Source organism: Vibrio sp. SSH13-20, assembly GCF_040104475.1.
GTDB lineage: Bacteria > Pseudomonadota > Gammaproteobacteria > Enterobacterales > Vibrionaceae > Vibrio > Vibrio harveyi.
In genome coordinates, this window is the sequence record NZ_JBECOU010000001.1 from 641,521 (window position 1) to 667,794 (window position 26,274).

Consider the following 26,274-nt stretch of genomic DNA (forward strand, 5'->3'; position numbering starts at 1 on the left):
CCCATGAAGAAAATACTATTACTGTTGCTTGCTGCTTTATCGATAGCGGGTTGTAAGGATGACGGCCGCACTTACATTGGTGAACACAACTATTACACCCTAGAGCCAAGTGAGCTCTTTAAATCTGACTTTGCGACTTATCAACAACGTGACTTTCCTCGTTACTTCATCCATCGTGCTAAAGAATGGCCAAGGGAAGACTTAAATGACGCGAGCTCTTACGATTTGCCACGCGTTCAGTTTACCTGGGCCAACTTATCAAACGACTCAGGCTATGAGCCAGACCCTATGTATAATGAATACGAAGGGCGTAAAAAGATTTGGAGTATGAAGACCGATGGCACGGATCTCCGCTTGGTTACCGATTTGCCTTGGTTGGGTAAGGATGATTCAAGTGTTGGTAAAACTAGTCGCTCGCCAAACAATCGTTATGTTGCAGTAGGTTATGGAAGTTTTAACAAACTTTTCGACATAAAAACTCAACAAATGATCGAACTACCGCATAAGAGAAAAGGGCCTGCCGGTTTCCTGTGGGCTGAAGACAGTAGCTACGTTTATTACCGTACGGGTATGGTTGGTCGTGTGGTTTATAAGTGGGACCTTGCTAAAGGTGAGGCGGAAAAGACTGATCTTTACATCAGCGATACTGGCTTTATAAAGGACGGGAAAAGATATCAGGTAAATGATTATGCCGCACTTGTTTACGATGCAAAGACAAACAAAAAAGAAAAAATAGTTTATTGGGATAAGGAGTTAGCGACGAACAAATCTAAAGCGCATTACAAAGCGATAAGCCCTGAGGGGGACATTGTTTGGGCAGCTAATCGCAACTATCACAATGTGTTTGTTGTTGATCTAGCAAATGGTAAACAGATTGAACGTGATGGGGCAATGCAATACGCCATTGGCCTGAATAATCGCTTCTCTTTAACGAATTACAACGCGATGCTGATGTCGGTGCAGAATAACCTGACTAAACAAGCGTGGAGCTGGTCTCCGTTGGGTTATAGCCGCACAAGAGATCCGGCCATTGTGTATAACCTTTCCGCAAACCAAGGTAACTGGTTTAAGGAGGGTGAGTAATGGCTCGTATATTCGATAATGAAGTCTATCTGTTTGGTGCCTTCTTTACTGCAATAAAGATAGATGGTGTGGATAAATTCCCAGACTGGCATACCCAGCCCGATCTCACCCAAGTAAATGAGTTAACGGGTAAGATTCGTCCCATTCCTTTAACCCCAGTAATGGTCAATGCCATGTCGGGAGGCGAGCCCGCACTGTGGGGCACCACCAAAGAGGGGAAATTAGTCGAGTTAGGTTTAGGCGAGCCACCACGAGCAACGGGTAAGCAACCTTTATCGGGAGAAAAAGTCGATTCTGAAAGTTCAGTACCGAGCGATGCCGACAATTTTGAAGTACTCAAGCTGGGCAACCGACCGGAAGGGATCCGCAAAGGGACAAACTATGAATTAAGCTTTCCGCCATTGCGTTTGCTGGCGCAGATGATTGCGCCGCAGAATGATCCAGAAAGTACGGGGGGCGCAAAAGATCTGGCAAGCTTTGCTGAAAACATTAAGCATTTTGCTCAGTACATTGATGATGGGTCTAACGAAACAAACCAAACTGGTGTGCAGTTCCAACTTACTGAAATTGCCCTGAGTCAACTTGCACCTGCTTATGTTGGGGGGGAGCTTACGCCAGAGGAAGAACGCTACAATAATTGGTTGGAACGCCAGAAAAAAAGAAATCTACCCCTGAAAGGTTTCGTCGTGCCAAGAATGCACAGTTGTGCGGTACTGTTCACAGACAAGCTTTATGGTGGCGCTGAGGTTTCGTTGATTCGCCCAGTTAAAGATATTAAAGCTGGCGATTTAGAGAATGCATCAGAGAGAAAACTAGGTCATCTAACCATACAAAAACAGACTCCTATTTGGTGTGATGATCTTGAAGAGAACGATGTCTTACCAAGCGTACTGTTCCATCTTGACCCTAGCCAAGTTGAAGATGGTTTTTACTTGCTTCGTGTCCAGTTTTGGGAAAATGAATGGTTAGCATTCGATAACACACGTAAAAAGTTACCTGAAAGTGTGCTGAAGGCTAATGCCACAAAGCAGTTCATGAAACACCCTCAAACAGGTAGGGAGCAGAATGTATATACCTATGAGCTGCATGAAAAGCTAATATTTATTGAGACAGCAGGTATTGGCAAAATGGCGTGCGTATGTGGTGATATGATCACCTTAGAGGAAGCGCTTATCCAACAATTCCCTAATCAGCTGCCATCTTATGCAGACTACGCGACAAAGGGACTAACCTATCAAACTAAGCAAAAACCGGGCGTCGCACCGTTATCTTTGCATGCTGCGATCAACAAAACCTACGAATCGCTGAGCAGTGACTTTCTCTCTATTGAGGGCGCAAAGCTTTATGGCCCACCTGCAGAAATGGCGAAAACCATCGGGCAGGCGCTATGGGAAAACAGTGAATCGGGGTCCTTACCTCCATTTCTGATGAGTGGTATCGCGTTACATTCGGCACTTGCCGCAACCAGTGGTGTTAAAAAGAGCGTCAGCCTTGCAAAGATTTTTGCGCGTAAAGAGCTAACGCTGAAACAAGCACAAGCGTTAGTGTTTAGAAAGCATGTCATCGATATTCCTTATATCAAACGTGCTTTTAAAACGGCAGACCCAGAGTCAAAAATCATGCGTGGCGTTGGACGATTAAGCAGTGATTTTTTGAGCGGAACAAATCGCGCACTGCCAGCAATCGGTGTGATCGCAAGTGGTAAGGAAACGCTCGACCAATATTCGGCGTTCACAGAACAAATTAAAAATGCGAAAGAAGCGCAAGACACTTTGGGTAAGTATGCTGAGAATTATCTTTCTTCTTTGACGTTTGTTCGCCGCTTTGATAACAAAGAACAGTGGCAAGATAAGGCAGAAAAGGTGCAGGAGGCACTTGGTAAAGAGGGGAATGCTCAGATCTTTGCTGATGGTCAAGGGGTTGTTGTTCGAATGAACTTCAAGTTTAACTCCGCTGAGTTTGAGAACGAAGTTCAAGTGCTGCATATCGACTATATAAAAGTATGTAAAAAATTATGCCATCTTTTATCACAAAACCCGGATTACCAAGTCGCCATTATTGGCCATGCGGGACCAATAGGAACGCATGAAAATAACTTAAAGATATCTAAAATGCGTGCGGATGTAGTTAAAGATGCCATCCTTGCCAAAGCAAGCGGAGAAGAACGAGCGAACCTAGAATCAAGGTTGTTGATTGAATTTAAGGGTAAGTCACAACTGATTGATGATATCGACGGTTATGCCGATGTTAATGACCGATCAGATAATGCGGATATCGCTGTGAACCGACGTGTAGAGGTAAGGTTGATCATCCCTGACTTCGCAGTTTCTCTACCACCGAGTCGGTCTGGGACGATGGCATTAAATCGCGCGCATCAAATTTGGGAAGGGTATCAGCTTGCGGCAAAGGAAGCTGAAGATAAGATGATTCTTGCCGCCGTTGATGCAATGGCAAGCGTAGCAATCTGGACGCCTGCCGCACCAGTGGCTGCATATTATTTTGCCGGTAAAGTGGGTGCAGATCTTTTGGGCGCAGCAACTGATTTCTATGGCGACCTTTTTGGTGATGCCACGTTTAAGGAGATCAAAGCTCAGTACAACAACAAAAGCATGCTAAAGACACTCAGTAGCATCAATAAAGAGCTTATCTCTCTGTATAAGGGGATCAGTCAAGATCTTCAACCTCAGGTCATTGATGCTGTTGGCTTAGCTGACTTTCTCAAAAAACAGGTGAATCATGATGAGTTGTTGAAGCGCTTTTTGTTGCGATCCTATGCTTTGAATTCTTTGATTGAGTTATTAACGCTTCTCCGCGCTAAGTGGAGCCTGACGGGTGACTTTGATGATTTCATTGAGGATTATCGAGTTGACGAGTTTATTCAGCTGTATGTCATGAGTGATAACTGGGAAATACCAGTCAATGATGGTAATACACTGGCCCTGAACTGGGTAAACCGCTTTAAAAAATCTGGTTTGTTCTCTAACTCAGATGCCAATAGCTCGCTACAATGGGGCTATGGTGAAAAAATAGGTGGCGCATTTAATACGGGGTTCCCTGTACAGACACGCCTATTCTTGGACCGAAAATCAGATGACTCCTTGCAAGAAAGAGCTTCTATCCGAGAAGGCCTAAAGGCATTTTGTCACGACTTCAACTTAGCTAAAGTAGAACTTGGGCATGATGATATAGAGTTCAGCCGCTTGCTGGTTCGGGACGGTGAGAAATGGACGCCATATGTAGAGTGGGCATTTGCGCAGAATGGACGAAAACTACGCCCACAAACTCGCGTGAAACTACAGGTGGTTTTAAAAGACAATGTCTCATCTAAAACACTGTTTTTACAGGAGGTCGCTTATCGCGCAGCCGTTGTTGGCTTGGATTCTCACGGGCCAACCTTTGATGTATTGTTCACCAAAATGGATGCCTCTCAATTCGAAGATCCTGATGGAGCGATTAAAAAACACTTTGATAGTAAAGGTGCTAAGGATAAGGAATTGCATGGTCTTGAATTTGAGCCAATATATGGATTTGGTGAGTTTTTAATCCATGGCATCAAGCCGTTATGCCCAAATGTTAAAGTGATAGATGAGGTGAAAGCCTTCTTTACAGGTCAAAGCGTGTTTGAATATGTTCGAGACACCGGTGCTTTTGAGCAGATGAGATATGTCTTCTCACTAGGAGGGCATGATTTGCTAGTGGGTAAGTTAGAGGGCTTGGGTACATATAAAAATTACACTCTAGATATTACTGAAGTAAACTTTGGGGTCGATGGTCAAAGCCCTGCACAAGAAGCGAAAAACTTTAACGGTCGAACATTGGAAAAGACGAAACTCACAGACACTGACTTTTTGATCGAAGAGTTTGTCATGAGTGAGTCTGCGTCATCTCGAGACAGTACACCGAAGGTGATCGATGGCAACCTTATTATTTTGCCTGGTATTGAAATTGACGGTGATCTTGCTTGGAGTGAAGGCAATGCGAATAAACTGATAAGTAACAACTTTGATTGGTCGAAAGAGCAAAGGTTCTCACTTTGTTTTGCGGTGTTAGGGGATGATCGTGCGAGTGACGACTACGATACAATGTTACTCAACGCCATTGAGTGTGGGGTGAAACTGCAGATCAAAGATGGTCCAGTTAAACATGACGTGATGCATTATGCTGGAGTGGTCAACATTCGTTCTCGTCTTGTTACCGAGAAGTCAAATTCTGGGTATAACGGAATAGAAACAAGAACCGTTTTTGATCTAGAGCTTGACGATAGCGACGCTACTAAGCGTACAGGTCTGGAGCAAAGCGCCGTTCAATTTATTGATCAAAATGACGCTAATTTCTCAAGTTTATTAACTTCAAGCGAGAAAAAGCACCTTTATATCATTCGCTTTGAGTACTCTTATGTGTCGCCTACAGGCAAATTAGTTAATGGTTTAAGACCTTTTGGTGATGTTCTAGATGGTAATGATCTAAAACCTATCAGACTCGAGCTGGCTTCATTTGAACAAATGGATACGAGTGAAGGTTATGAACTACCGAAGTTTGAGCTTCGAGTTCCTGCGGTGAAAGACTTCATGACGGGTAAGCCATGGATAGAAACGGTTGAAAAGGAAAAGGCGACAAGTGAGGCGAATCACTTACACTGGAAAAACCTAGAGGTACAGAACGAGCAGAAAAGATATGTTGAGAACTGGATAACGAAACAAGCGTCTTCACTTAATGCTCCGGAAATCGCTCTTTTACAGGCAAAATAACAAATATAAAAAAACCGCCTTCGGGCGGTTTTTCTTTTCTTATCAATGAAAACTGAAGTAGGAGTTCTCGCTTCTCCAATCAACCCGCTGCAGAAATATCGTATTTCTTCATTTTGTGGTTGAGGGTACTCATTGGTAGAGCCAGCTGTTCGGCGGCTTTCTTGGTGTGCCAGTTGCAGGCATTTAAGCAGTCGATGATCACTGTGCGCTCGTACTGACTGACCACTTCCTTAAGACCCATCAAGCCATCGTCAGAATCAGAACGCCTTGGTTCTTGGACTGGCTGTTCAGGTTGCTCGGTAACAGGGGAGACAGCATTAACTTCGAAGCTTGGCACATCTTCTAGTATTTGTTCACCAAACTCAATGTGAGTGATGGTTTCAAAATCTGACAGCAGCACCGAGCGTTCAATGATGTTTTTAAGCTCGCGCACGTTACCTGGATATGGATAAGCAAGAAGCTGTTTACGGACGTTGGCACTTAAGCCTGGTGCCTGTGGTAAACCTAACGTGTTAGTCGTGTGCTGAACAAAATGTTCCGCAAGTGGAATAATGTCCGACTGACGTGCTCTCAGCGGCGGTAAGGTAATCGGGAATACATTCAAACGGTAGAACAAATCGGCACGGAATCGACCATCTTTGATTTGCTGCATGAGATTACAGTGGGTGGCCGCGATTACGCGAACGTCTACCTCAATCTCTTTGCTAGCACCGATAGGGCGAACCTTACGCTCTTGTAGCACACGCAAAAGCTTTGCTTGCAGTAGCATTGGCATATCGCCGATCTCATCTAAGAAAAGCGTACCACCATTGGCTGCTTCAAACAGACCGACTTTGTCTTTATCTGCACCAGTGAATGAGCCTTTCTTATGACCGAAGAGTTCCGATTCTAATAATTGCTCTGGGATTGCGGCACAGTTCTGAACGATCAAAGGTTGCTCTGCTCGGTTAGAGTTTTCGTGAATGTATTTCGCGATCACTTCTTTACCAGCGCCCGTTTCACCACGCAATAAAACATCGACAGGAAGGGATAACACCTTATCAAGTCGATTCAAGACATTGAGCATTTCTTCGCTCTCTGCAATAGGACCCTGATAGGTTTTTTGGCTACGCTTTTTGAGTTGAGTGTTCTCACGAAGCAGTGCTTGGTTATCGGCACTCAGGCTTTTGATCACTTGCCCATATTGCTCTAACCAAACCGCTTGGCGAATATTGCTTGCGGCCATGCGACAGAACTCGGTGAGTGCGGCTTCGTTGTCGATAACACTTAAGTCGAGCAAGACCAAGAGTCCAATGGTCTTACTTTCGCTATCAATCAAAGGCCAAGCCAGTAAATTCTCGCTCTTTAATCCAAGCGTCTGCTCAGTTAGATAAATGCTGTCACAGTCGTAGCCGTTGTACTTATACAACTCGTTAATCAACACCACCTCACCATTGCGAATGGCAAAGTTAAATGGGTCGTTCTCACTAGCGGAATCTATCTGCAATGCCTCCCAAGGGTGGGAAACAATCGTTTTATCGTTATGGTGAGCGGTACTTGGAATCAACGCCTGGCCAGTCTGATCCAAAACATAAATGATGCCGTGCTTTGCGAGGGTCATTTGTCTCGCAGCAGTCAACACGGCATCTAAGGTTTGGGTAAGCTGGCTGCGATCAGCCAAAGATTGACTGATCGCAAGTAGGGCGTTGCTAAGTTCGCTATGGTTAGCTGAACGCATAGGTTAGTGTTCCTTGCTCATCGACAGACACTTCGATTTGCGTATGTGAATCATCCTTGTCATGCACTAGTAGCTGAGTCGATAGCTGAGGCAGTAGTTGACGGTTGATGACCGCATCAATGTTACGCGCACCTGTTTCAGCAAGACGACAGTTACCAAGTACGAACTCAACCAAGTTATCTTCGTAGCTCAAAGACAACTTATGATGACTCTGTAGACGCTGAGAGACTTTGTTGAGTTTGTGGTGGATGATTTCTGTCATTGCCTCGTCAGACAGAGGCACAAACGGGAGTACCGACATACGTGCCAATAGCGCTGGTTTGAAATGCTGGTTCAAAGTAGGGCGGATAGCCTCTGCGATGATGTTGGCATCAATGTCTTTTGATTGATGAACCAAAGATTCAATCTCATGCGTTGCAAGGTTGCTAGTCATGATGATTAGCGTGTTCTTGAAGTCGATAGTACGACCTTCACCGTCGTTCAGTGTACCTTTATCGAACACTTGGTAGAACAGGTTCAACACTTCTGGATCGGCTTTTTCAACTTCATCAAGCAGCACAACTGAGTATGGACGTTGACGAACGGCTTCTGTGAGCATGCCTCCTTCACCGTACCCTACATAACCCGGAGGTGAACCGATTAGGCGAGATACCGTGTGCTTCTCTTGAAACTCAGACATGTTGATGGTCGTCATGAAGCGCTCACCACCAAACATTTGGTCGGCAATTGCACGAGCGGTTTCGGTTTTACCCACACCGCTTGGACCAACGAGCAGGAATACACCTGTCGGTGCGTCTGGGTTTCCTAGGCCGGCTTTTGCAGTTTGGATACCTTCAGACAGTGCATCGATAGCGTATTCTTGACCTTTGATGCTTTGTGCTAGGCTTTCTTTTAGTTTAAGAGTGGTTTCTGCTTCGTCTTGAAGCATCTTACCCATTGGGATACCAGTCCAGTCCGAGATCACGTGGCTGACTTCATCTGGACCCACTTCAAAGTGAACCAGTGGGTTGTCATTGCGGATTGCGTCTAGCTGTTCTTGGCAGGCTGAAATTGCAATGCGAACCGCTTCTTCATCCATTTCTGCGCATGGAGAAATGTCTTGCTCATGTTCTGATTCTTCATCAGTAATCTGCTGTTCTTCGTCGGTTTCAGCAGACACTAACTCATGTAAACGAGAACGTAGTGCAATCATTTCTTCGATTTGCTCTTTCTCTTTGTGCCATTGTGCTTCTTGTTCTGCTAATTCTTCTTTTGTTGCTTCCATTGCCAGTTTTAGGTCTGGAATATTAGCAAGACTGTGTTTATCGCCCGTTTGTTGAAGCGCATCTCGCTCAAGGGCTTCGAGCTCGCGCTGTTGTGCAGCAAGCTCTTGTTGAAGTGTTTCTACAGACGCCGGAATGGCATTTAGGCTGATGTTCACACGCGCGCATGCTGTATCTAGAACATCAATGGCTTTATCTGGCAGTTGGCGACCCGAAATGTAACGAGCAGAGAGCGCTGCAGCTGCGGTGATGGCATCATCGCGAACATATACATTGTGTGATTTTTCGTAAGCAGGGCGCAAACCACGGATGATCAATGCCGCTTGTTCCGGAGAAGGCTCGTCGAGTTTCACAAGTTGGAAACGACGCGCAAGGGCAGGATCTTTCTCGAAGTACTTTTTGTATTCCGACCAGGTTGTTGCTGCGATTGTCTTGACTTCACCACGGGCTAGTGCAGGCTTTAGCAAGTTTGCAGCATCGCTGCCGCCTGCTTGGTTACCGCCACCAACAAGTGTGTGTGCTTCATCGATGAAAAGAATGATAGGGGTTGGCGAGTTTTTCACTTCATCCAATACAGCGTTTAGGCGTTTCTCGAATTCACCTTTTACGCTTGCCCCGGCTTGTAGAAGTCCCATATCCAAGCCATAAAGCTCGACACCTTTTAGGTTGTCAGGCACATCGCCTTGCACGATCTTAAGTGCTAGTCCTTCAACGACGGCTGTTTTACCAACGCCAGGCTCACCAACCGCAATAGGGTTGTTTTTGCGACGACGGGCAAGAATGTCCACAATTTGGCGGATCTCTTGGTCACGGCAGAATACTGGATCGATTTCGCCTTTGCGTGCTTTACCAGTGAAGTCGGTCGTGAACTTGCTCAGTGCTGAGCCATCTTCACGAGCTTGAGTGTTTTCTGACGTGGCGACTTGCGCTTCGATAGAGTGGCTCGTTAGCTCTGCAAAGTTGCGTTTGAGACTATCAGGATTTAGGGCTTCAAGGATAGAGGCGTAACCGTGTTGACCGTAACGTAGAGGGTTGCTAACAAGAGTAAGGAGCAGAGCACCGGAGCGGATTTGTGTTTCAGACAGATCTAAAGAAGAAACCAGCCAGCTTTCTTGTAACCATTCAATTAATAAAGCAGAAAAAACGGGTTTGCTGCCATTCCCTTTGGCGTTGGTATCGAGAGTAGATCGAACCGATTGTCTTAATAAGTTCTCTGAACAATCAAAATGACTTAATAAGACGTCAAAATCACTATTTGGCCTTTCTAATAGACTCAATAAATAGTGCTCAATTTGAACTTCGTTTGCTTTTTCAGAAACTGCAAGTGCAGCTGCGTCTTCTAGTGCAACTTTTGCTATCGGGTGTAGACGCTGAATTAATGAGGAAAGGTTTATATTTATCATGACCATTTAATTCTTTAGAGGAAAAGATGTAATAGCTATTATACTAAAAGTGACAATGTTCTTTTTTTATCAAGATATTTTAACTAGCGTTTATTGGTGATTTTAATGAGAGTATTAGTGGTAATATTTATCGTGGCGAATCATACTTTGTTATTTTGAATTAATTATTAGTTAATATAACTAAAAGGCTAGGTTTATTAACTTTATTGTCTTGTTGTTATATGGTTATTTCCACTTTTTATATTCGAAACAATTTATTATTATTTGAATCCAATTTTTTGGTTTTTCAACCAATAAATTGTACTTAACAAATAGGTAAACAATGGCTGATTTTTTGTAAGTTATTGTATTTTATTGTTTATTTTAGTTGGCATGGAGTTTGAATATACCAAGTAGTCGCGGTGATAAGCGATTTGGTGATTAAACAAAACAGATTTTAGAAAAGGAAATAGCGATGCCAACTCCAGCATATATGTCTATCAACGGTGAAACTCAAGGTCACATTACAAAAGATACTTACTCTGCGGACTCTGTAGGTAACACATGGCAAGAAGCTCACGTTGATGAGTTCCTAGTGCAAGAGCTTGATCACGTGCTAACTGTTCCACGTGACCCACAAAGCGGTCAGCCAACTGGTCAGCGTGTACACCGCCCACTTGTTGTAACTAAAGTTCAAGACCGTTCTTCTCCACTACTATTCAACGCACTAGTATCTGGTGAAAAACTTCCTGAATGTGTGATTCGTTTCTACCGCACTTCAGTTCAAGGTAAGCAAGAGCACTACTACTCAATCAAACTGATTGATGCGCTACTTGTAGATATCCAAACTCGTATGAACCACTGTCAAGACGCAGCAACCGCAGACCGTGTGACAGAAGAAGTACTTAAGTTCACTTACCGTGCAATTGAAGTGACTCACGAAAACTGTGGTACAGCGGGTAACGACGACTGGCGTGCTCCACGCGAAGCTTAATTGCTCTTTGCGTAAAGATTCAGGGCCAACAATTGTTGGCCCTAATCCGATTATTTGTATCAGGTAAAAGATATGGTGAATGACGTAGAATTTAAATTTGAAGTGCCTGGATGTGGGCATGAATTTCGAGTAGAAAGTTTTCAAGTGAATGAAGAGCTTTCGAAACCTTTTCACATCAGTCTCTCATTACTTTCACTTGATCCAGATATCTCTTTTGATGCGTTAATACGAAAAGCGGGCACATTAACCCTTTATGGACAAGGTGTTGGTGCTGCACGTGTATTTAACGGTGTCGTGAATGAAGTTCGCTATTTGGGGACTGGGCGCCGTTTCTCTCGATACCAATTGGTTTTGGTGCCGCAAGCTTGGTTTTTATCTCAGCGTCAAGATTGTCGAATTTTCCAGCAGAAGTCTGCGCAAGATATTATTACTGAAGTGCTGGATGATGGAGCAGTCACCGATTATCGCTTCGAGCTTTCAGGCATATATCCTCCCAAAGAATACGTTCTTCAATATCGTGAATCGGACTTGCATTTCGTTCAGCGCATGATGGCTGAGCACGGTATGTGGTACTACTTTGACCATACTGATGCAAATCACACCATGGTAATAGTGGATAGTAATGATGCGATTGCACCTTTGGTGAGTTCGCCAATCAATGCTTCTTACATTGGGCCGATTGTTTATCATGCTGATGGTGGTGGCGTTGCCGATCGTGAGCACATCTCCGATCTAGAGTTAGTTAACCGGGTGCGAACGGGTCAGGTTACGTACACGGATTATAACTATGAGCAACCAAAGATCCCGCAAGAGATGACGCATGCGGGCGATCTTGACCAAGACTTGAAGCAGTTTGATTACCCTGGTCGTTACGTGGACCCTGCGATGGGGCAGGTAAGAACGACGGAATGGATGTCTGAACATATTGTTGATAATCAACAGGTTGAAGCGAGCAGTGATGTGATGCGTTTAGCATCTGGTTACAGCTTTAATGTCAGTGAACATCCTCGCGCTGAAATCAACCGTGACTACCTCATGTTATCTGTCATGCACACAGGGCAAGATCCACAGGTGCATGAAGACGAAACGAGTGGTATGCCAACCACTTACTACAACCAGTTCTCTTGTATTCCACGCGATGTGGTATTTAGAGCGCCTAAATTGGCTGCACCTGTTGTTGATGGTCCACAAACCGCTGTTGTGGTTGGTCCTGCTGGTGAGGAGATCTACACCGATAAACTCGGACGAATTAAAGTTCAGTTCCATTGGGATCGCTATGGTGATAACGATGAGCACTCAAGCTGTTGGATTCGTGTAAGTCAATCGATGGCAGCGCCAACTTGGGGGGCTGTGTATTTGCCGCGTATTGGTCATGAAGTGGTCGTCACGTTCCTTGAGGGTGACCCAGATCGTCCGTTAGTGACTGGGGCTGTGTACAACGGTCTGCATTTCCCTCCTTATGCGCTACCTGAGAACAAAACGCGTACTACGTTCCGAACCCAAACACACAAGGGGACAGGCTACAACGAGCTGAGTTTTGAAGACGAAGCAAACCAAGAAGAAGTTTACATTCATGCTCAAAAAGATATGTCGACTAAAGTACTCAACAACCGTTACCGCGATATCGGTCAGGATGAGTTCTTAAAGGTAGCGCGTCATCAAACCAACGAAGTGCATGGTGACCACAAAGAAACCATTGATGGTCATAAGACTACGCAAGTAAACAGCACATTTACCGAGACCGTAGAGCAAGATGTAACCGTCACTTACAACGCCAACGAAACTCAGTATGTAAAGAATAACTCTGATTTAGAAATTGGCGATAACCGCACAACTAAGATCGGTAAAAACGACGATTTGGACGTGGGTGAAAACAGTAACCTGACGGTAGGGGCGTCTAAGAGTTCGGACATCGGTGCCGATGACAATCAAACCGTAGGCGGCAATTTAACGGTATCGGTCAAAGGTAACACATCATACAAAGCCGACGGTGCGACGCAAATCATCAGTGGTGACAAGATTGTGTTGAAAACAGGCGGCTCTTCATTAGTGATGAACAGTGATGGCTCAATCAAGCTGTCTGGCTCTTCAATCACCATTGAGGGCAGCGATAAAGTCGTCGTGAAGGGTGGTAACGTAGCGATTAACTAATGATGGAAAAACAACCACTTACTACAGAAACTATCACGAAACAGCAAGCCGATACTCCGGCTTGCTTTTCGCGCTTTGGAACCATAGTCGCCATCAACGAATCCACAGGCAGTGTTCGAGTTGATTTTGATGGAAATCCATTTAACCAGCCACTTACCGCAAGGTTAGGGCGTGGCTTTCGTCGTTCTGAGTTACAAATGGCCATCGATAACCAGTTGAGTTGTCGAATTGAATTCCTGAACGAAGACTTAAGCTTGCCATTCGTGACGGACATATTCTTTTCCATTTTGGATGATTCTGACGAATTTGTATTAAGAGCCAAAAAGATGGTGATTGAGACAGAACAGGAGCTGATCGTTAAAAGCGGAGAGACAGAAACTCGTTATAGCGGGCGCGATGGTCGTATCACCACAAAGGCTAAGTACGTCACCTCTCAAGCAGAAAAAGCACAAAAAATTCAAGGTGGAACGATAGCAATTAACTGAGCACAATGAGCTGATTGTTAATAACTAACCATTACTAACTAATTGCTACTAGTTGACTGCTATCGCGTTCTCGTACGCTAACAATGGATAAGTAGATGCGACAAAGAATCGGTGTCGAGCACCTAAAGGCACCTATAACCAATCAAGACGTTGAAGGTGCGTTGGCGAAAGCCGAACGTGCAGTGAGCGACCTTTCCCAACTGCCAGCAACATGGCTGACCTTTTGCAACGAAAAGCTTTCTATCGCCTCAGAGAGCCTCGGATTCTTAATTAGGCAAAGAGTCCAAATTCATAAACGTGGTTATCCAAGTCGTGAATTGGAGTATCTCAAGCTCATTGAGCGCCAAATTGCTGAGCTCAAGCAGGTTTACTTATCGTTTTATCGATTAGCACCGGGGTTGATTCATCAATTAAGAAACCAAGAGCCAGAAATCTATACCTGGATCATGCTTCAAGGAGAGTTAGGCTCAGAGCTTGATAACCTTTTGTGTGGTCTGAGTTTACTCGAAGAGCTAGACAGGCATACCGCTATGGTGATTGTTACGCAATCGCCAGTAGAGCATATCGATAGTGTGATGTCTGAACTTATCGAAGGTAAAGTGAAAGCCAGCGCGTATTATTTTGAGTGCCTACGTGTCCGCCAAGCATTGAGTGTTGCGTTGATTAAACGTTGGCACAAAGCGGAAATCATCCTTTCCAATATCGCTTTGCCATTACTGGCGTTGCAGGATGTGGAAGAGGGTATTGAATGGATCAACGACAATGCTAATGGCGAACAGTATCTGTTTGAACGTTTGATTACTAAACGCGACCGAGGCACTTGGTTCCGTCAGTATTTTTGTACTGAACGGAGTCAGTTGCCTTCTGATCAAATACTCACTTTTGCAAAATTATTGGAGCTTAGAGAGTTTGAAGTGTTTGATATTTCTTCTTCGTTAGCTCCTGTCGATTTTGCACTGAGTGGGGATCACAGGCTAGTACCTAGAATCATCGATCACTTGCAAAGTTTAGAAGAAGATGAAGGCGAAGTTTGGATTCAAGCATTGTATGTGGTCTACGGAAAACTTCTTCCCCTGACTCCGCAAGACATTGGCGTTGAGCATGAGTGGGGAGAGATTATCGATTTGCTTAACGAGTGGGTGGAAGATGAAAAGTATGTCCAAAACCTACCCAGTCGTATGGGTTATGCATTGAGCTTCGAATCTACTTTAGCGGCGATGCAAGATGCCAATGTTGATGTCATGTTCCGCGATTGGTTATGGCGTCAAATCTGTATTCAATCAAGAGCTTATGTGCCATGGGATATGGCTATGCCGATCCATCAGCAAGACTGGAACTTTAACAATTTAAAAGCCGCACCTTCGGCGATCGAACGATTCAACTTAAGGAATAGCAATGCAGTTATGGGATATTGAAGCCAACCCAGAGCTATCACTTAAAGGGCGTTTTCAACGTGATGAAAACGGCGATGAAGTGTGGGTTGTTGTCGCTAAACGTACTTGGCAATTCGATGGTGTGGTTTGGCACGAATTAGGTGAAAGTGAAATCTTCGATGATCCCCAATATTTGGGCGAAGAAGGCTTCTCTGCGATGAAAGTTGACCACGAGTTTGCGTATACCAAAGACAACACAGATGTACTTGTTTACGGCAAAGCGCGCAGCTACGCGAAAAAGCCAGTGACATACCAAGAGTGCCGAGTTCTGATTGATGGTCATATCGATAAGACTCTCGCTATCCACGGAGAGCGCGTGTGGGTTGAACACGGGGGGAGTATCACACTCAGTAAACCGACGCCCTTTATAGAAAGAGATATTGATTACACCTGCGCGATCGGTGGTGACTTACGTAACCGAATTGGCGGTGGTGTCGCTGATTCCAATAAAGCGTTACTTGAGCAGAAAGTGCCCTCGGTTTTCTACCCGAGAGAAGAGTGGAGTGCTACTTCAAAAAATCTGCGAGTGGCGGGCTTTGGACCTATTCCCCCATTTTTTGAGTCTCGCCAAAAACTGGCTGGTACGTTTGATGAAGATTGGATTGAAAATCGCAAACCAATGCTACCGCTGGACTTCGATAGGCGCTTTTTTCAAAGCGCGCCCACCGACCAACAATGCAAAGGTTTTCTTCATGGAGGCGAGCGTTTAATGATGAGCGGCTTTTGTCATGATGACACGCTTTCATTTCGCATTCCTAAAGAGAAGTATCGTGCAACCGCCACTTTCAAAGACGGCAGCTACCAGGTCGATATGGTGATGTATACCTTGTTCGTTGATACTGAAAAGAAAGCCGTATCAATCAGTTATACAGCCGCGTTTCCTTGTCAGAACAAAGAACATTTGTTGGTCTCTACGTCTATCACCCAATTAGAAGAGGTAAGCGAGCATGCCTAACTCAACCGGTCGTTACGTGTTAGGCATGGAAGTCATGACGCCTACAGGAATGAACCTGGACGTTGCTACTAGCGTGGCAAAGGCGGACTTAGCTAGGTTTGATCAAATGGTTGGTAAAGACGGTATTGAACGATTTACGTTTGCCACAATCGAATATACGAAAGAGAGCGAATTATTTGGAAAAACCTGTGAGCTAACGGCTCACTTACTGGATTCCCTTTTGGTCCAACTACCTCGCTCCTTGAAGCCGATTCCGTTACTTATTTCTGTGCCAACGACAATTTCATTAGCGAAGATACAAGAGTGGCTCGGTGAAAGTGACTATTCTGACTTTCTTTCTGTGGTTGAAGCCGTGCATGCAAGCGGTCCTAGCTTCGTGCTACAGGCAATGAAGTCTATGGATAAATACGACGCCATGATGTGCATTAGCGTGGACTCTACGGTGAGTTCGATGCAAGAGCTTATTGACGATGCGATGGTAATGAGTACGAATAACCCATGGGGTGTTATTCCGAGTGAGGGGGGAGCGGGGTTAATTCTTTGCAGAAGAAATACTTTAGAAACACTGAAACTTAAGCCTCAAGCACAGCTTGGTTATATCGACACAGAACTGAATACCGCAGACCGAAGAGGCATGTTTAGACTTGTGCAGCGAGTGAGTAAAAAACTTGATTCGTTTGGTGAAGTTTATTCAGACATGACAAACCTGCGCGCGCATACGGAAGATTATGGTTTTGCTCTAGGTGCTAAAGCAGAACGCTTCATTGATCCAGAACAACCTAATCTTATCAATGAGTTATGGGGAACGATGGGCAGTTGTTCGTCACTTGCGCTGATTGCGTTTACGGTTAAGAATCATCACTTTAACCACCCGGCATCGTTATTAATGTTTGATTTTAATGGCGACAAAGGGATGCTTCAATTATTGGCATGCTAGTGTGATTCTTAAAGTAATATCCTTGAAGTCTTTTCAAGAACCTTTACTCGATAAAAACAACATAATTGATGTAGTGAAAGCGTAAGTTAATGAGTCTAATAACTTAGTAATTATCACTAAAGTAATAGGTTTACCGTTCGTTTTAAATACCAGCCTTGAAACAAGGATGTTTCAGCAAATATTATTTCGGCCTAATAATATTTGTTCGATAAAAGAGTGCAAAGTGTCAGATAAGCAGGGAGCAGCCAAAGGTTATATTGATCAATTGGTTGTTAAAGCCATTGAGAAAAAGAAACAGAACGAGCAAAGATTGGCGCAAAAAAATAAGCCAAAGCTTGAGTATGTACTTTTTTCACAATTTGATGTGCTAGACACACTGTTATCGAAAAATGGTAGGACGACCGTCTATCATCTCGCCAAAAAGGGTCAACCAGAAAAACAAATCTGCTGTAAAGTCGTCAATGAAGACGCCCCAGATATTGCCAATAAAATGTTGGTCAATGAAGCAAGCAGATTAGAGCTCTCTCAGCACCCAAGCGTCGCTGATTTTATTAAGATCGGTAACGAATTCGAACGCCCATATTTAATGTACGAGTGGATTCAAGGTGAATCACTGGCAGAGAAGATGGAACGCCATTCCTCTAAAGGTTTTCGCCACGACCACATTGCTTGGTTAGTGTACCAACTTGCGGGTGCGCTGGAGTTTATGCACACCCGAGGTATTTGCCATCTTGATATTAAGCCGTCAAATGTTCTTGTTAGTGAGGGCGACTACGTTAAGTTGATCGACTTTGGTGCCGCGCGCTACATCGGTGAAAACGAGTCTCATGCTGAAGCGAGTTTGAGTTATGCGTCACCCCTGTATCTCGAGACAGGTACGACAGAACCACAAGACGATGTTTATTCGCTCGCGCTATTAACTGGTCATCTATTTATTGGTTCGATCTTTGGTGATGCTTGGCACAAACAGTTAAAAGATCGCAAACGTCCGGCATTAATTCCAAACCATATTTGGAAACTGCTTAAGCAGGTGATTAATAACCCAAGAGGGCACGGCTACACGGCAATTTCCTTTGCCCAGCAACTTGCACGTATTGACACTCAATCTATTGATTCACAATCGAATGCACCTATTTTTAGCAGTTTACGCAATGCCGATTTATTACTGACACACTGTAAACCTCAAGATAAAGCGAGTTACGGTCGCTTTAAAGTGCTAGAAGCGAGTTTGGTATTGAGTGTGGTGGCAGTAACGGGTCATTACTTGTACCAGCAGAATCAGCCAGAGTGGAAAACGATCGTTAAGTCGCAGCCTATCTCGCAAACGGAAACACCACTGGTGAGCACCATTAAACCAGCGCAAACGGCTTCTTTTTTGGCTCAACCCCCTTGGGCGATTGAAACTGCACTTAACGATATGGAAAAAGACGTGATTTCGACTGCGCCTTATCGTGAAGCTTACCAAGTACAACAAATGAAACTGTCTAAGTTGTACAAAAAGAATCAGACTCAATTGACGTCTTATCAAGCTTTGGCGGATGAGTTACCAAAAACGCTGGTGGATTTACGCAAAGAGTTGGTCACGCTGCGAGAAAAACTCGTTGATGATGGAGCATTATTCCCATACGCAGACAAAACCTTGACCAAAGTGATGGCTGGTTTGAATGTTGCTTCGATAGATTCAATGAAGATCTCTGCTGTTGCAGGAAGTAAAGACGAACAGATTGCGAACTTAATCCTCGATGGCGAAGCAAAGCTTGCAGACGAAGAAATGAAAGCTGCTTGGTTATTAAATCAATCTGAAGCTTATTTCTATAGCCAAGTCTTGCCAAACAAAGTGATGGAAAATATCAATGCGTCTATCGATTCACACGCAAAAGATCACTTTTATACCAAAGCCATTGAAGAGGCTAAAGCCGCTAAAGCTTACTTTGGTAATACGCCAGAGCTCAACAAAAAGGTGACGGATCTCATTGTTGCTCGAAGCGAGTTCATTTTGTTTAGTACCGTCACTGAGCAATCCGTATTTGATAAGCAAAAGCTGCACGATTCACTATCCGACCTTGAGCGAAATGCCCCAAAGAAATTTGGCGAAATTACCGACCTGCTTGAGAGCATGGCTAGAGACTCCATTGATAAAAGTCATCAACTTTCTCGTCCTGCGCGTGGTGCAATCGCGGTTGAACGCGCTCTGAGAGACTACTTAGCAGAGGGGAGAAGTTAATGTCAGTCATTGAAATTGAACGCTTGCTCGCTCCCATCTCTGATTCCGCACCTGTAGGTGAGGATGCTCGCTACGAATTTTGCTATGAAATGATGGAATCCGAAGTAAAGAAATTCGGCTCATTGTTTGGTGAAACGGTAGATTGGAGCGTCGTAAAAACACATGCCACTGAAGTTCTAGAGCATCACAGCAAAGATTTAAAAGCAATTTGTTACCTCGTTCGCGCTCTAACAGAAGAGTTTGGACTGCAAGGCTTTGAACAAGGTCTGAAGCTGCTTAGTGAGGCGTTAAATCGTTTTGGTGTTGAACTGTATCCGTCGCGAAAGCGAGGTAGAGATGGCGCAGTGGAGTGGCTGAACCATCAATTTAAGTTGGTGAGCAGCAAGTTGGCTGAAAGCCCTCAGTCTTGGGAATTAGTTTCAAGTTGTATTTCAACCATCGAAGATGTACAGCGTCAGTACGACGACGTTTATCAAGACTCGGAAGCGGACTTCTTCGAGATTCGTACGCAGTTAAATGTGTTGTCTCAACAAGTTGCTGTCGACAATCAGAGCGACGATGCAACAGCAGCTATAGAACAAGCGACACCAGCAGCACAGCCTGCCAAAGCCGAAGTGGTAGAAACGCCAGCGCAGAGTGATGTGCAAACTACGGCATCTAACACGGTTTTGCAAACTTCTAAACCTGCACCAGTTAAGAAAGCCGTCACAAAAGAAGTCGATATCGATACGGACTTCTCGTCGCCAACTGCTTCGAAACGCACCTTGAAGAAAGTCGCGGAAGTGATGCTTCATGCCAACCCAAGTGATCCTCTGGCTTACCGAATTTATCGTCATCTAACGTGGGATGACATTGACGGTCTGCCTGATCATCAAAACAATCAAACGCCTTTGAGTTTGGCGGTATCGTCCGATCAACAAACGGAATACCGAGATAAAGCCAATCAAGAAAGCGATATCGACACCATCAAACGCTTGGAGCGCACATTAACTGATGCGCCGTTTTGGCTGACGGGTCACTACTTGGTGTCTTTGATGCTCAATAACTTGGGTTTTGATGACGCAGCAATTGCTGTGAAACAGGAAGTGAAGCGTTTTGTTGATTCGCTAGAGGGCATCGAGTACCTCACATTTAAGAATTCTTTGCCATTTGCAGATGAAGCTACCTTGAGCTGGTTATCGACTCAAGATGCAACTTCTTCGTCTTCTCAACCCGTTGTTCAAACGGTTGTGATTTCTGAAGAAGATTCGCTGCCGATGGAGGATATCACTCTAGAAAATCTAGGGGAATATGCCGCTGAACTTGCCCGCAAACTTGAGCTGGATAGCTCGGGACGTGGACAGTTCATGCTGTATTTACAATTGATAGCAGCTTACCAGTCTGTTGGATTATACCCGTTGTGTCTGCCTTATCTTGAGAAGGGTTGGGAAGTACAAAAAGCGTTTAATCTCGCGAGCTGGGAACCCCACTTATCGTCACAGTTAGAAGACCTGATTCGAAAAACACTCCATCAGTTATTCAGAAGTAAGGACCTTTTGCCTGAGAAGTATGAAGAGTGGAAAGCAATTTATGACTAATTAAAGAGTTAAATAAGGAACTAATTATGTCACGTGACGGCTCGGTGGCTCCTAAAGAGCGAATTAATATCCGTTATGTTCCAGCAACTGGTGATACGCAAGATGACGTAGAGCTGCCGCTGAGCATGATGGTTGTTGGTGATTTTACTGCACGTGCAGATGAGACACCAATCGAAGAACGTACTCCAATCAATATCGATAAAGACAACTTTAACGAAGTGCTAGAAGGCATGTCTCCAAACGTTAAAGTTAACGTTGAAAACCGTCTTTCTGATGAAGAAGGTGGTCAAATCGGCGTTGATTTGACGTTCCAAAACATGAAGGACTTCTCTCCTGAAGCGATCGCGAAAAGCGTACCAGAGCTAAACAGCCTGCTTGAGCTTCGCGAGGCCTTAGTTGCACTTAAAGGTCCTCTAGGTAACGTTCCAGCGTTCCGTAAGAAGATTGCATCGGTTCTTCAAGATGAAGAAGCGAGAAAGAAACTGTTGGATGAACTAAGCATTGGCGATGACCAAGAAGCGAAAGAAGAGTAAGGGATACCATGTCTGCAGAAGCACAAGCGCCAGAACAAGAAGCAGCCTTAGTTGAATCAGGCTCACTTCTGGATAGCATTCTTAACGAAACTCGTTTAAAGCCAAGTGATGAAGGTTTTGACGTTGCGAAACGCGGCGTAGAAGCATTCATCAGTGAGCTACTAAGCAGCTCGAACACAGAGAAAGTAGATCAATCTTTAGTTGATTTGATGATCTCTGAAATCGACCAAAAATTGTCTAAGCAGGTTGATGCGATTCTTCACAGCGAAGAAGTTCAAGCGATTGAATCAACGTGGCGTGGTCTTAAGTACCTTGTTGACCACACCGACTTCCGTGAGAACATTCAAATTGAACTGATCTCAGCGAAGAAAGATGAAGTTCTTGATGACTTCGAAGACGCACCAGAAGTGGTGAAGTCTGGTCTTTACAAACAAATCTACACGCGTGAATACGGTCAATTCGGTGGTAAACCTGTTGGTGCGGTAATCTGTGACTACGACATGTCAGCGTCGTCGCCAGACATCAAACTGATGGAATACATGGCGAACGTAGGTGCAATGTCTCATGCTCCATTTATCACGTCAGCATCGGCTAAATTCTTCGGTTTAGACAGCTACGAAGAATTACCAAACCTAAAAGATCTTAAATCTGTATTCGAAGGACCACAGTACGCGAAATGGCGTGGTCTGCGTGAGCACGAAGATGCGCGTTATCTAGGTCTATGTACGTCTCGCTTCATGCTACGTACGCCTTACTCTGTAGAAGATAACCCAATTAAGGCGTTTGACTACGATGAGCAAGTGACAGATAGCCACGACAACTACCTATGGGGTAACTCAGCGTACGCAATGGCGTCTAAGATCAGTGAATCTTTTGCTAAGTACCGTTGGTGTCCTAACATCATTGGTCCTCAAAGTGGTGGTGCAGTTCAAGACCTACCGGTTTACAACTTTGAAGCAATGGGTCAAATCGAAACCAAGATCCCAACCGAGATCCTTGTTTCTGACCGTCGTGAGTATGAGCTAGCAGAAGAGGGCTTTATTGCGCTAACCATGCGTAAAGGTTCTGATAATGCAGCATTCTTCTCTGCAAACTCAGTTCAAAAACCAAAAGTGTTTGCGAATACGCCAGAAGGCAAACAAGCAGAGATGAACTACAAGCTGGGAACTCAGCTTCCTTACATGTTCATCATCAACCGTCTAGCACACTACATCAAAGTGCTACAACGCGAGCAAATCGGTTCTTGGAAAGAGCGTTCTGACCTAGAAATCGAACTGAACAAATGGATTCGTCAATACGTTTCTGACCAGGAGAACCCGCCAGCGGAAGTTCGTGGTCGTCGTCCACTGCGTGCTGCTAAGGTTGAAGTATCAGACGTAGAAGGGGACCCAGGCTGGTATAAAGTATCAATGTCTGTGCGCCCTCACTTTAAGTACATGGGCGCAAGCTTCGACTTGTCTCTAGTTGGTAAACTAGACCAATAGCCCTTTGCTTAAACCAACAAGCAGCCAGTGAAGACTGGCTGCTTTTTTCGTAGGACCGAACATGGAAAAAGGTTATCGTCTTTTAGAGCGGATCGAGCTAGGTGAACCAAAGAATTGCTACGAGAAAGTGATGTCTCACAAGCATTTGATCGAGTCCATTCATTCTCATCTTGCTGATTTGCTGAACACGCATTCTGGTAACGCGATGATAGACAGTGATTATGGGCTGCCAGATTTTAACGACGTGCTTTCCAACAATACGAACCTCGTTCGTCATATTCAAAAGAACATCACATCAACCATAGAACGCTTTGAGCCGAGGCTTCTGAATGTCGAGGTTCATTACCGTGAAGATCACCATAACCCACTACAACTCGGTTTTGGTATTCACGGCGAAGTTTCCCATAACGGCGGTAAAGTCCCAATGTCGATCGATGTCTACATGGGAACCGACGGTCAATTTAACGTTTAGTAGGTGCCACTTGAGTAACAGTAAATACTTTCAAGATGAACTCACGTATTTGCGCGAGTCGGGGAGTGAGTTTGCCAAATATCACCCGAAGTTAACTCACTTTCTCTCTGAAGGAACCTTCGATCCAGATGTCGAGCGACTGCTTGAAGGTTTTGCTTTTCTGACCGGGCGTATTCGAGAAAAGATAGACGATGAGCTACCAGAGTTAACACAATCGTTAATGACGTTGCTTTGGCCCCACTACATGCGCTCGATTCCGTCTTTGTGTATCAGTGAACTCAAACCACATACGGGCAGTGTTACTGAGAAAACCCTAGTAAAACGGGGCGCAGAGATGGCAAGCGAACAGGTGGAAGGTACTCAGTGCCTTTTCCGCACTTGTTACGATGTAAATCTATACCCAATCACGATTGCCAACATTGAACAAACCAACAGTCGCACCAGCTCGGCGATTGATGTCACGGTGTCAACCGAGCATGGACTTGAATTGTCCCGCATCGGTTTGGATACGTTGCGTCTACACCTGCATGGTGAGATTCATATCACTCGCACAGTGTTTTTATGGTTATTCCGTTATTTGGATTACGTTGAACTGGATGTCGGTGGCGGCTACAAACATTGTCTTGGTCCAGAATACGTTAAGCCAGTAGGGCATGAAGAAGATGAGGCGCTGCTGCCTTATAGCAAAAACTCATTTGCGGGTTATCGTTTGCTGCAAGAGTTCTTTTCTTTGCCAGATAAGTTTATGTTCTTCGATATTAAAGGACTCGAGTGGCTAAAAGGCATCCCACAGCGCAGTACGGTGAAAATCAAATTCCACTTTAAGCGCGCATTGCCATCAGAAGTCGTGCTTAAAGATAAACATTTAAGGCTGCATTGCACACCCGCCGTAAACTTGTTCCAAAAGGATGGGGACCCAATTCGTTTAGAGCACCGCCGGAATGAATACAAAGTTCGCCCGCAGAGCAGCACCCAAGAACACTATGAAGTGTATTCGATTGAGCAAGTAGAGAGCTGGAGTAAAGATGAGCGCCGTCGCAAACCGCTTATCGAATTCGAGTCTTTTGAGCACCAAATCAACCAACGTGACAAACGAGAGTTCTATAAATCGAAGGTAGGTGAGCGAGTAAGCGGAAGGGGTTTAGAGCGCTATATCTCGTTCCATACTCACAATGGTGACATTGCGGATTTAGGTACCGAAACAGTATTGATGAAACTGCAATGCAGTAACGCGGACCTAGCCGAGCGTCTGTCGGTCGGTGACATCACTTATGCAACCCATAAATCACCAACCTATGCGACGTTTAGAAACATCACAAAACCGACCCAATCGGTCAACCCTCAGGTAAACGGCGAGCTTCAATGGCAGCTGATCGCCAATATGTCGCTCAACTATTTGTCTTTAGCGAATATCGATGTGTTGAAAGTTCTGCTCTCTACTTACGACTTTCATTCTCGTGTAGACAGGCAAGCACATCGCGCGTCGATTCATCGGCTTGATGGCATTATTTCTTCAGAGATGAAACCAATCGACCGTGTGTTCAGAGGCGTTTCAGTACGTGGTAATCAATTTAAGTTGGTTACTAACTCTCAATTCTTCGTAAACGAAGGCGATATGTTTCTCATGGCAACGGTACTGAACGAGTTCATTCGTCTGTATTCGAGTGTGAACTCTTTTACCGAGCTGGAAGTGTTTGATGAAGCAACCGGGGAAGTTTACAACTGGGCAAGCCTCATTGGGCAGCAGACGATTCTATGATTAATACACTTTCTGATAAGTCGAATGAGTTTAGCTTCTACCAAGCGGTGTTGCTGCTTGAGAAGCATTACCAGCTTGAACCAAATTCTAACTTTATCGCAGTCGGTGAGAACAAATACTTTCATCAAGAACGTATCGAGTTCAGTGTGTCGTCAAACCTTTGCTTTCCAAAGAGCGATATGGAATTTATCACCCATATGGAAAGAAACGGGCAGCAGTATTCACGCGTAGAAACGAACTTTCTTGGATTGCATGGTTCTAGCTCACCACTGCCAGCTTCTTATACTGAGAAACTTGCAGGGCGAGACCCAGATGACAATCCGGTAAAAGACTTTTTTGATTTCTTCCATAATCGCTATACCAGTTTGCTGTATCGCGTATGGAAGAAATACCGTTACCATGTACAGTATCAAAGTGGTGCGAACGACGCTTTTTCCGGGCGTATACTGCATTTGGCTGGTCTATCCGGCGTAATGCAAGATTGCGACGTCGCTGAGTTAGATCGAGCGAAAATTCTCTCTTACGTGAACCAACTGTCCACACGCACACGTTCTCCTAAGTTGATTTCTGGTATAGTTTCACACTACTTTTCGTTACCTAGTGTCCGTATCGAAGAGTGGGTATATAGGCGTGTTGAAATTGCTGAGAGTCAGCGAAACAAACTAAATCGTTCCAATTGTGTGTTGGGTCAAAGCTTACATTTAGGGCAAAGCATTGCAGACTTAAACGGTAAGTTTAATTTGTGCATCGACAACATTGATTTTGAAACTTTTAAGCAGTTTTCTTACGATGGTGAGTTACATAAAACCTTAGTAGGTTTGATGCGTTTTATTTTGCGTGACCCGATGTCTTGGGATCTTAAGTTAACGGTTAACCTCGATACTATCCCTGAAAACCAACTGGGGAATGGGGAAGGGAACCAGTTAGGGCAAACATTTTGGCTTGGTAATCCGGGTGACAAAGACGCCAAGATTCGCCTGATTGGCAGCATCTAATGCTTAGCTTATGATGGGGAAAACGCCAGTTACAATAAAGCCGCGAGTTGTTCGCGGCTTTTTCGTCTGTATAGAATATTTGG

17 protein-coding genes are annotated in these 26,274 nt (G+C 44.6%); 15 read left to right on the forward strand and 2 right to left on the reverse strand.

The features are described 5' to 3' along the window. Positions 1 to 3 precede the first annotated feature (3 nt). Complete coding sequence (locus ABMY42_RS02850; protein ID WP_050908604.1) at positions 4 to 1,083, forward strand: hypothetical protein; 1,080 nt, start codon at positions 4 to 6, stop codon at positions 1,081 to 1,083. Next, positions 1,083 to 5,831, forward strand: a complete 4,749-nt coding sequence (locus ABMY42_RS02855) for an OmpA family protein (protein ID WP_349265937.1) — start codon at positions 1,083 to 1,085, stop codon at positions 5,829 to 5,831. The genes ABMY42_RS02850 and ABMY42_RS02855 overlap by 1 nt, the downstream gene beginning before the upstream one ends. 79 nt (positions 5,832 to 5,910) lie before the next feature. Here ABMY42_RS02855 and ABMY42_RS02860 read toward each other — a convergent pair whose 3' ends face one another. After that, positions 5,911 to 7,548 (reverse strand): sigma-54-dependent Fis family transcriptional regulator, encoded by a 1,638-nt coding sequence (locus ABMY42_RS02860; RefSeq protein ID WP_050926184.1) that lies wholly within the window; start codon positions 7,546 to 7,548, stop codon positions 5,911 to 5,913. Then, the gene (gene tssH, locus ABMY42_RS02865; RefSeq protein ID WP_349265938.1) at positions 7,535 to 10,213 is read right to left on the reverse strand and encodes a type VI secretion system ATPase TssH; all 2,679 of its coding nucleotides are present in this window, start codon (positions 10,211 to 10,213) and stop codon (positions 7,535 to 7,537) included. Before tssH ends, ABMY42_RS02860 begins: the two co-directional genes overlap by 14 nt. Positions 10,214 to 10,667: 454 nt before the next feature. Between tssH and ABMY42_RS02870 the strand changes: the two genes are divergently transcribed. From ABMY42_RS02870 to tssG, 13 genes are all read left to right on the forward strand, one after another. Next, positions 10,668 to 11,186, forward strand: a complete 519-nt coding sequence (locus tag ABMY42_RS02870) for an Hcp family type VI secretion system effector (RefSeq protein WP_005449492.1) — start codon at positions 10,668 to 10,670, stop codon at positions 11,184 to 11,186. 72 nt (positions 11,187 to 11,258) lie between these two features. After that, positions 11,259 to 13,337 carry a type VI secretion system tip protein VgrG gene (gene tssI / locus ABMY42_RS02875; RefSeq protein WP_009696465.1) on the forward strand — a complete coding sequence of 693 codons (2,079 nt, stop codon included), beginning with the start codon at positions 11,259 to 11,261 and terminating at the stop codon, positions 13,335 to 13,337. Further along, positions 13,337 to 13,822, forward strand: coding sequence for a hypothetical protein (locus ABMY42_RS02880; RefSeq protein ID WP_009696466.1), 486 nt, complete (start codon positions 13,337 to 13,339; stop codon positions 13,820 to 13,822). Before tssI ends, ABMY42_RS02880 begins: the two co-directional genes overlap by 1 nt. A gap of 95 nt (positions 13,823 to 13,917) precedes the next feature. After that, positions 13,918 to 15,237, forward strand: coding sequence for a hypothetical protein (locus ABMY42_RS02885; protein WP_349265939.1), 1,320 nt, complete (start codon positions 13,918 to 13,920; stop codon positions 15,235 to 15,237). Next, positions 15,218 to 16,210, forward strand: coding sequence for a DUF2169 domain-containing protein (locus tag ABMY42_RS02890; protein WP_349265940.1), 993 nt, complete (start codon positions 15,218 to 15,220; stop codon positions 16,208 to 16,210). The genes ABMY42_RS02885 and ABMY42_RS02890 overlap by 20 nt, the downstream gene beginning before the upstream one ends. Further along, a complete protein-coding gene (locus ABMY42_RS02895; RefSeq protein WP_050907840.1) occupies positions 16,203 to 17,147 on the forward strand; it encodes a hypothetical protein in 945 nt (314 codons plus the stop codon). The genes ABMY42_RS02890 and ABMY42_RS02895 overlap by 8 nt, the downstream gene beginning before the upstream one ends. Positions 17,148 to 17,370: 223 nt before the next feature. Further along, on the forward strand, positions 17,371 to 19,371 hold the full coding sequence (locus tag ABMY42_RS02900) for a protein kinase (protein WP_005449479.1): 2,001 nt from the start codon (positions 17,371 to 17,373) through the stop codon (positions 19,369 to 19,371). Beyond that, a complete protein-coding gene (gene tssA, locus ABMY42_RS02905) occupies positions 19,371 to 20,948 on the forward strand; it encodes a type VI secretion system protein TssA (RefSeq protein ID WP_256901603.1) in 1,578 nt (525 codons plus the stop codon). The genes ABMY42_RS02900 and tssA overlap by 1 nt, the downstream gene beginning before the upstream one ends. A 26-nt stretch (positions 20,949 to 20,974) precedes the next feature. Continuing rightward, the gene (tssB, locus tag ABMY42_RS02910; protein ID WP_005449476.1) at positions 20,975 to 21,481 is read left to right on the forward strand and encodes a type VI secretion system contractile sheath small subunit; all 507 of its coding nucleotides are present in this window, start codon (positions 20,975 to 20,977) and stop codon (positions 21,479 to 21,481) included. An 8-nt stretch (positions 21,482 to 21,489) separates the two neighbouring features. Beyond that, positions 21,490 to 22,965, forward strand: a complete 1,476-nt coding sequence (gene tssC, locus ABMY42_RS02915) for a type VI secretion system contractile sheath large subunit (RefSeq protein ID WP_005449474.1) — start codon at positions 21,490 to 21,492, stop codon at positions 22,963 to 22,965. A 61-nt stretch (positions 22,966 to 23,026) separates the two neighbouring features. Next, entirely contained in the window at positions 23,027 to 23,437 is a 411-nt protein-coding gene (gene tssE, locus ABMY42_RS02920; protein WP_005449472.1) for a type VI secretion system baseplate subunit TssE, read from the forward strand. Between the two features lie 10 nt (positions 23,438 to 23,447). Beyond that, positions 23,448 to 25,196, forward strand: coding sequence for a type VI secretion system baseplate subunit TssF (tssF, locus tag ABMY42_RS02925; protein ID WP_349265941.1), 1,749 nt, complete (start codon positions 23,448 to 23,450; stop codon positions 25,194 to 25,196). Next, on the forward strand, positions 25,193 to 26,191 hold the full coding sequence (tssG, locus tag ABMY42_RS02930) for a type VI secretion system baseplate subunit TssG (protein ID WP_009696473.1): 999 nt from the start codon (positions 25,193 to 25,195) through the stop codon (positions 26,189 to 26,191). Before tssF ends, tssG begins: the two co-directional genes overlap by 4 nt. Positions 26,192 to 26,274 lie beyond the last annotated feature (83 nt).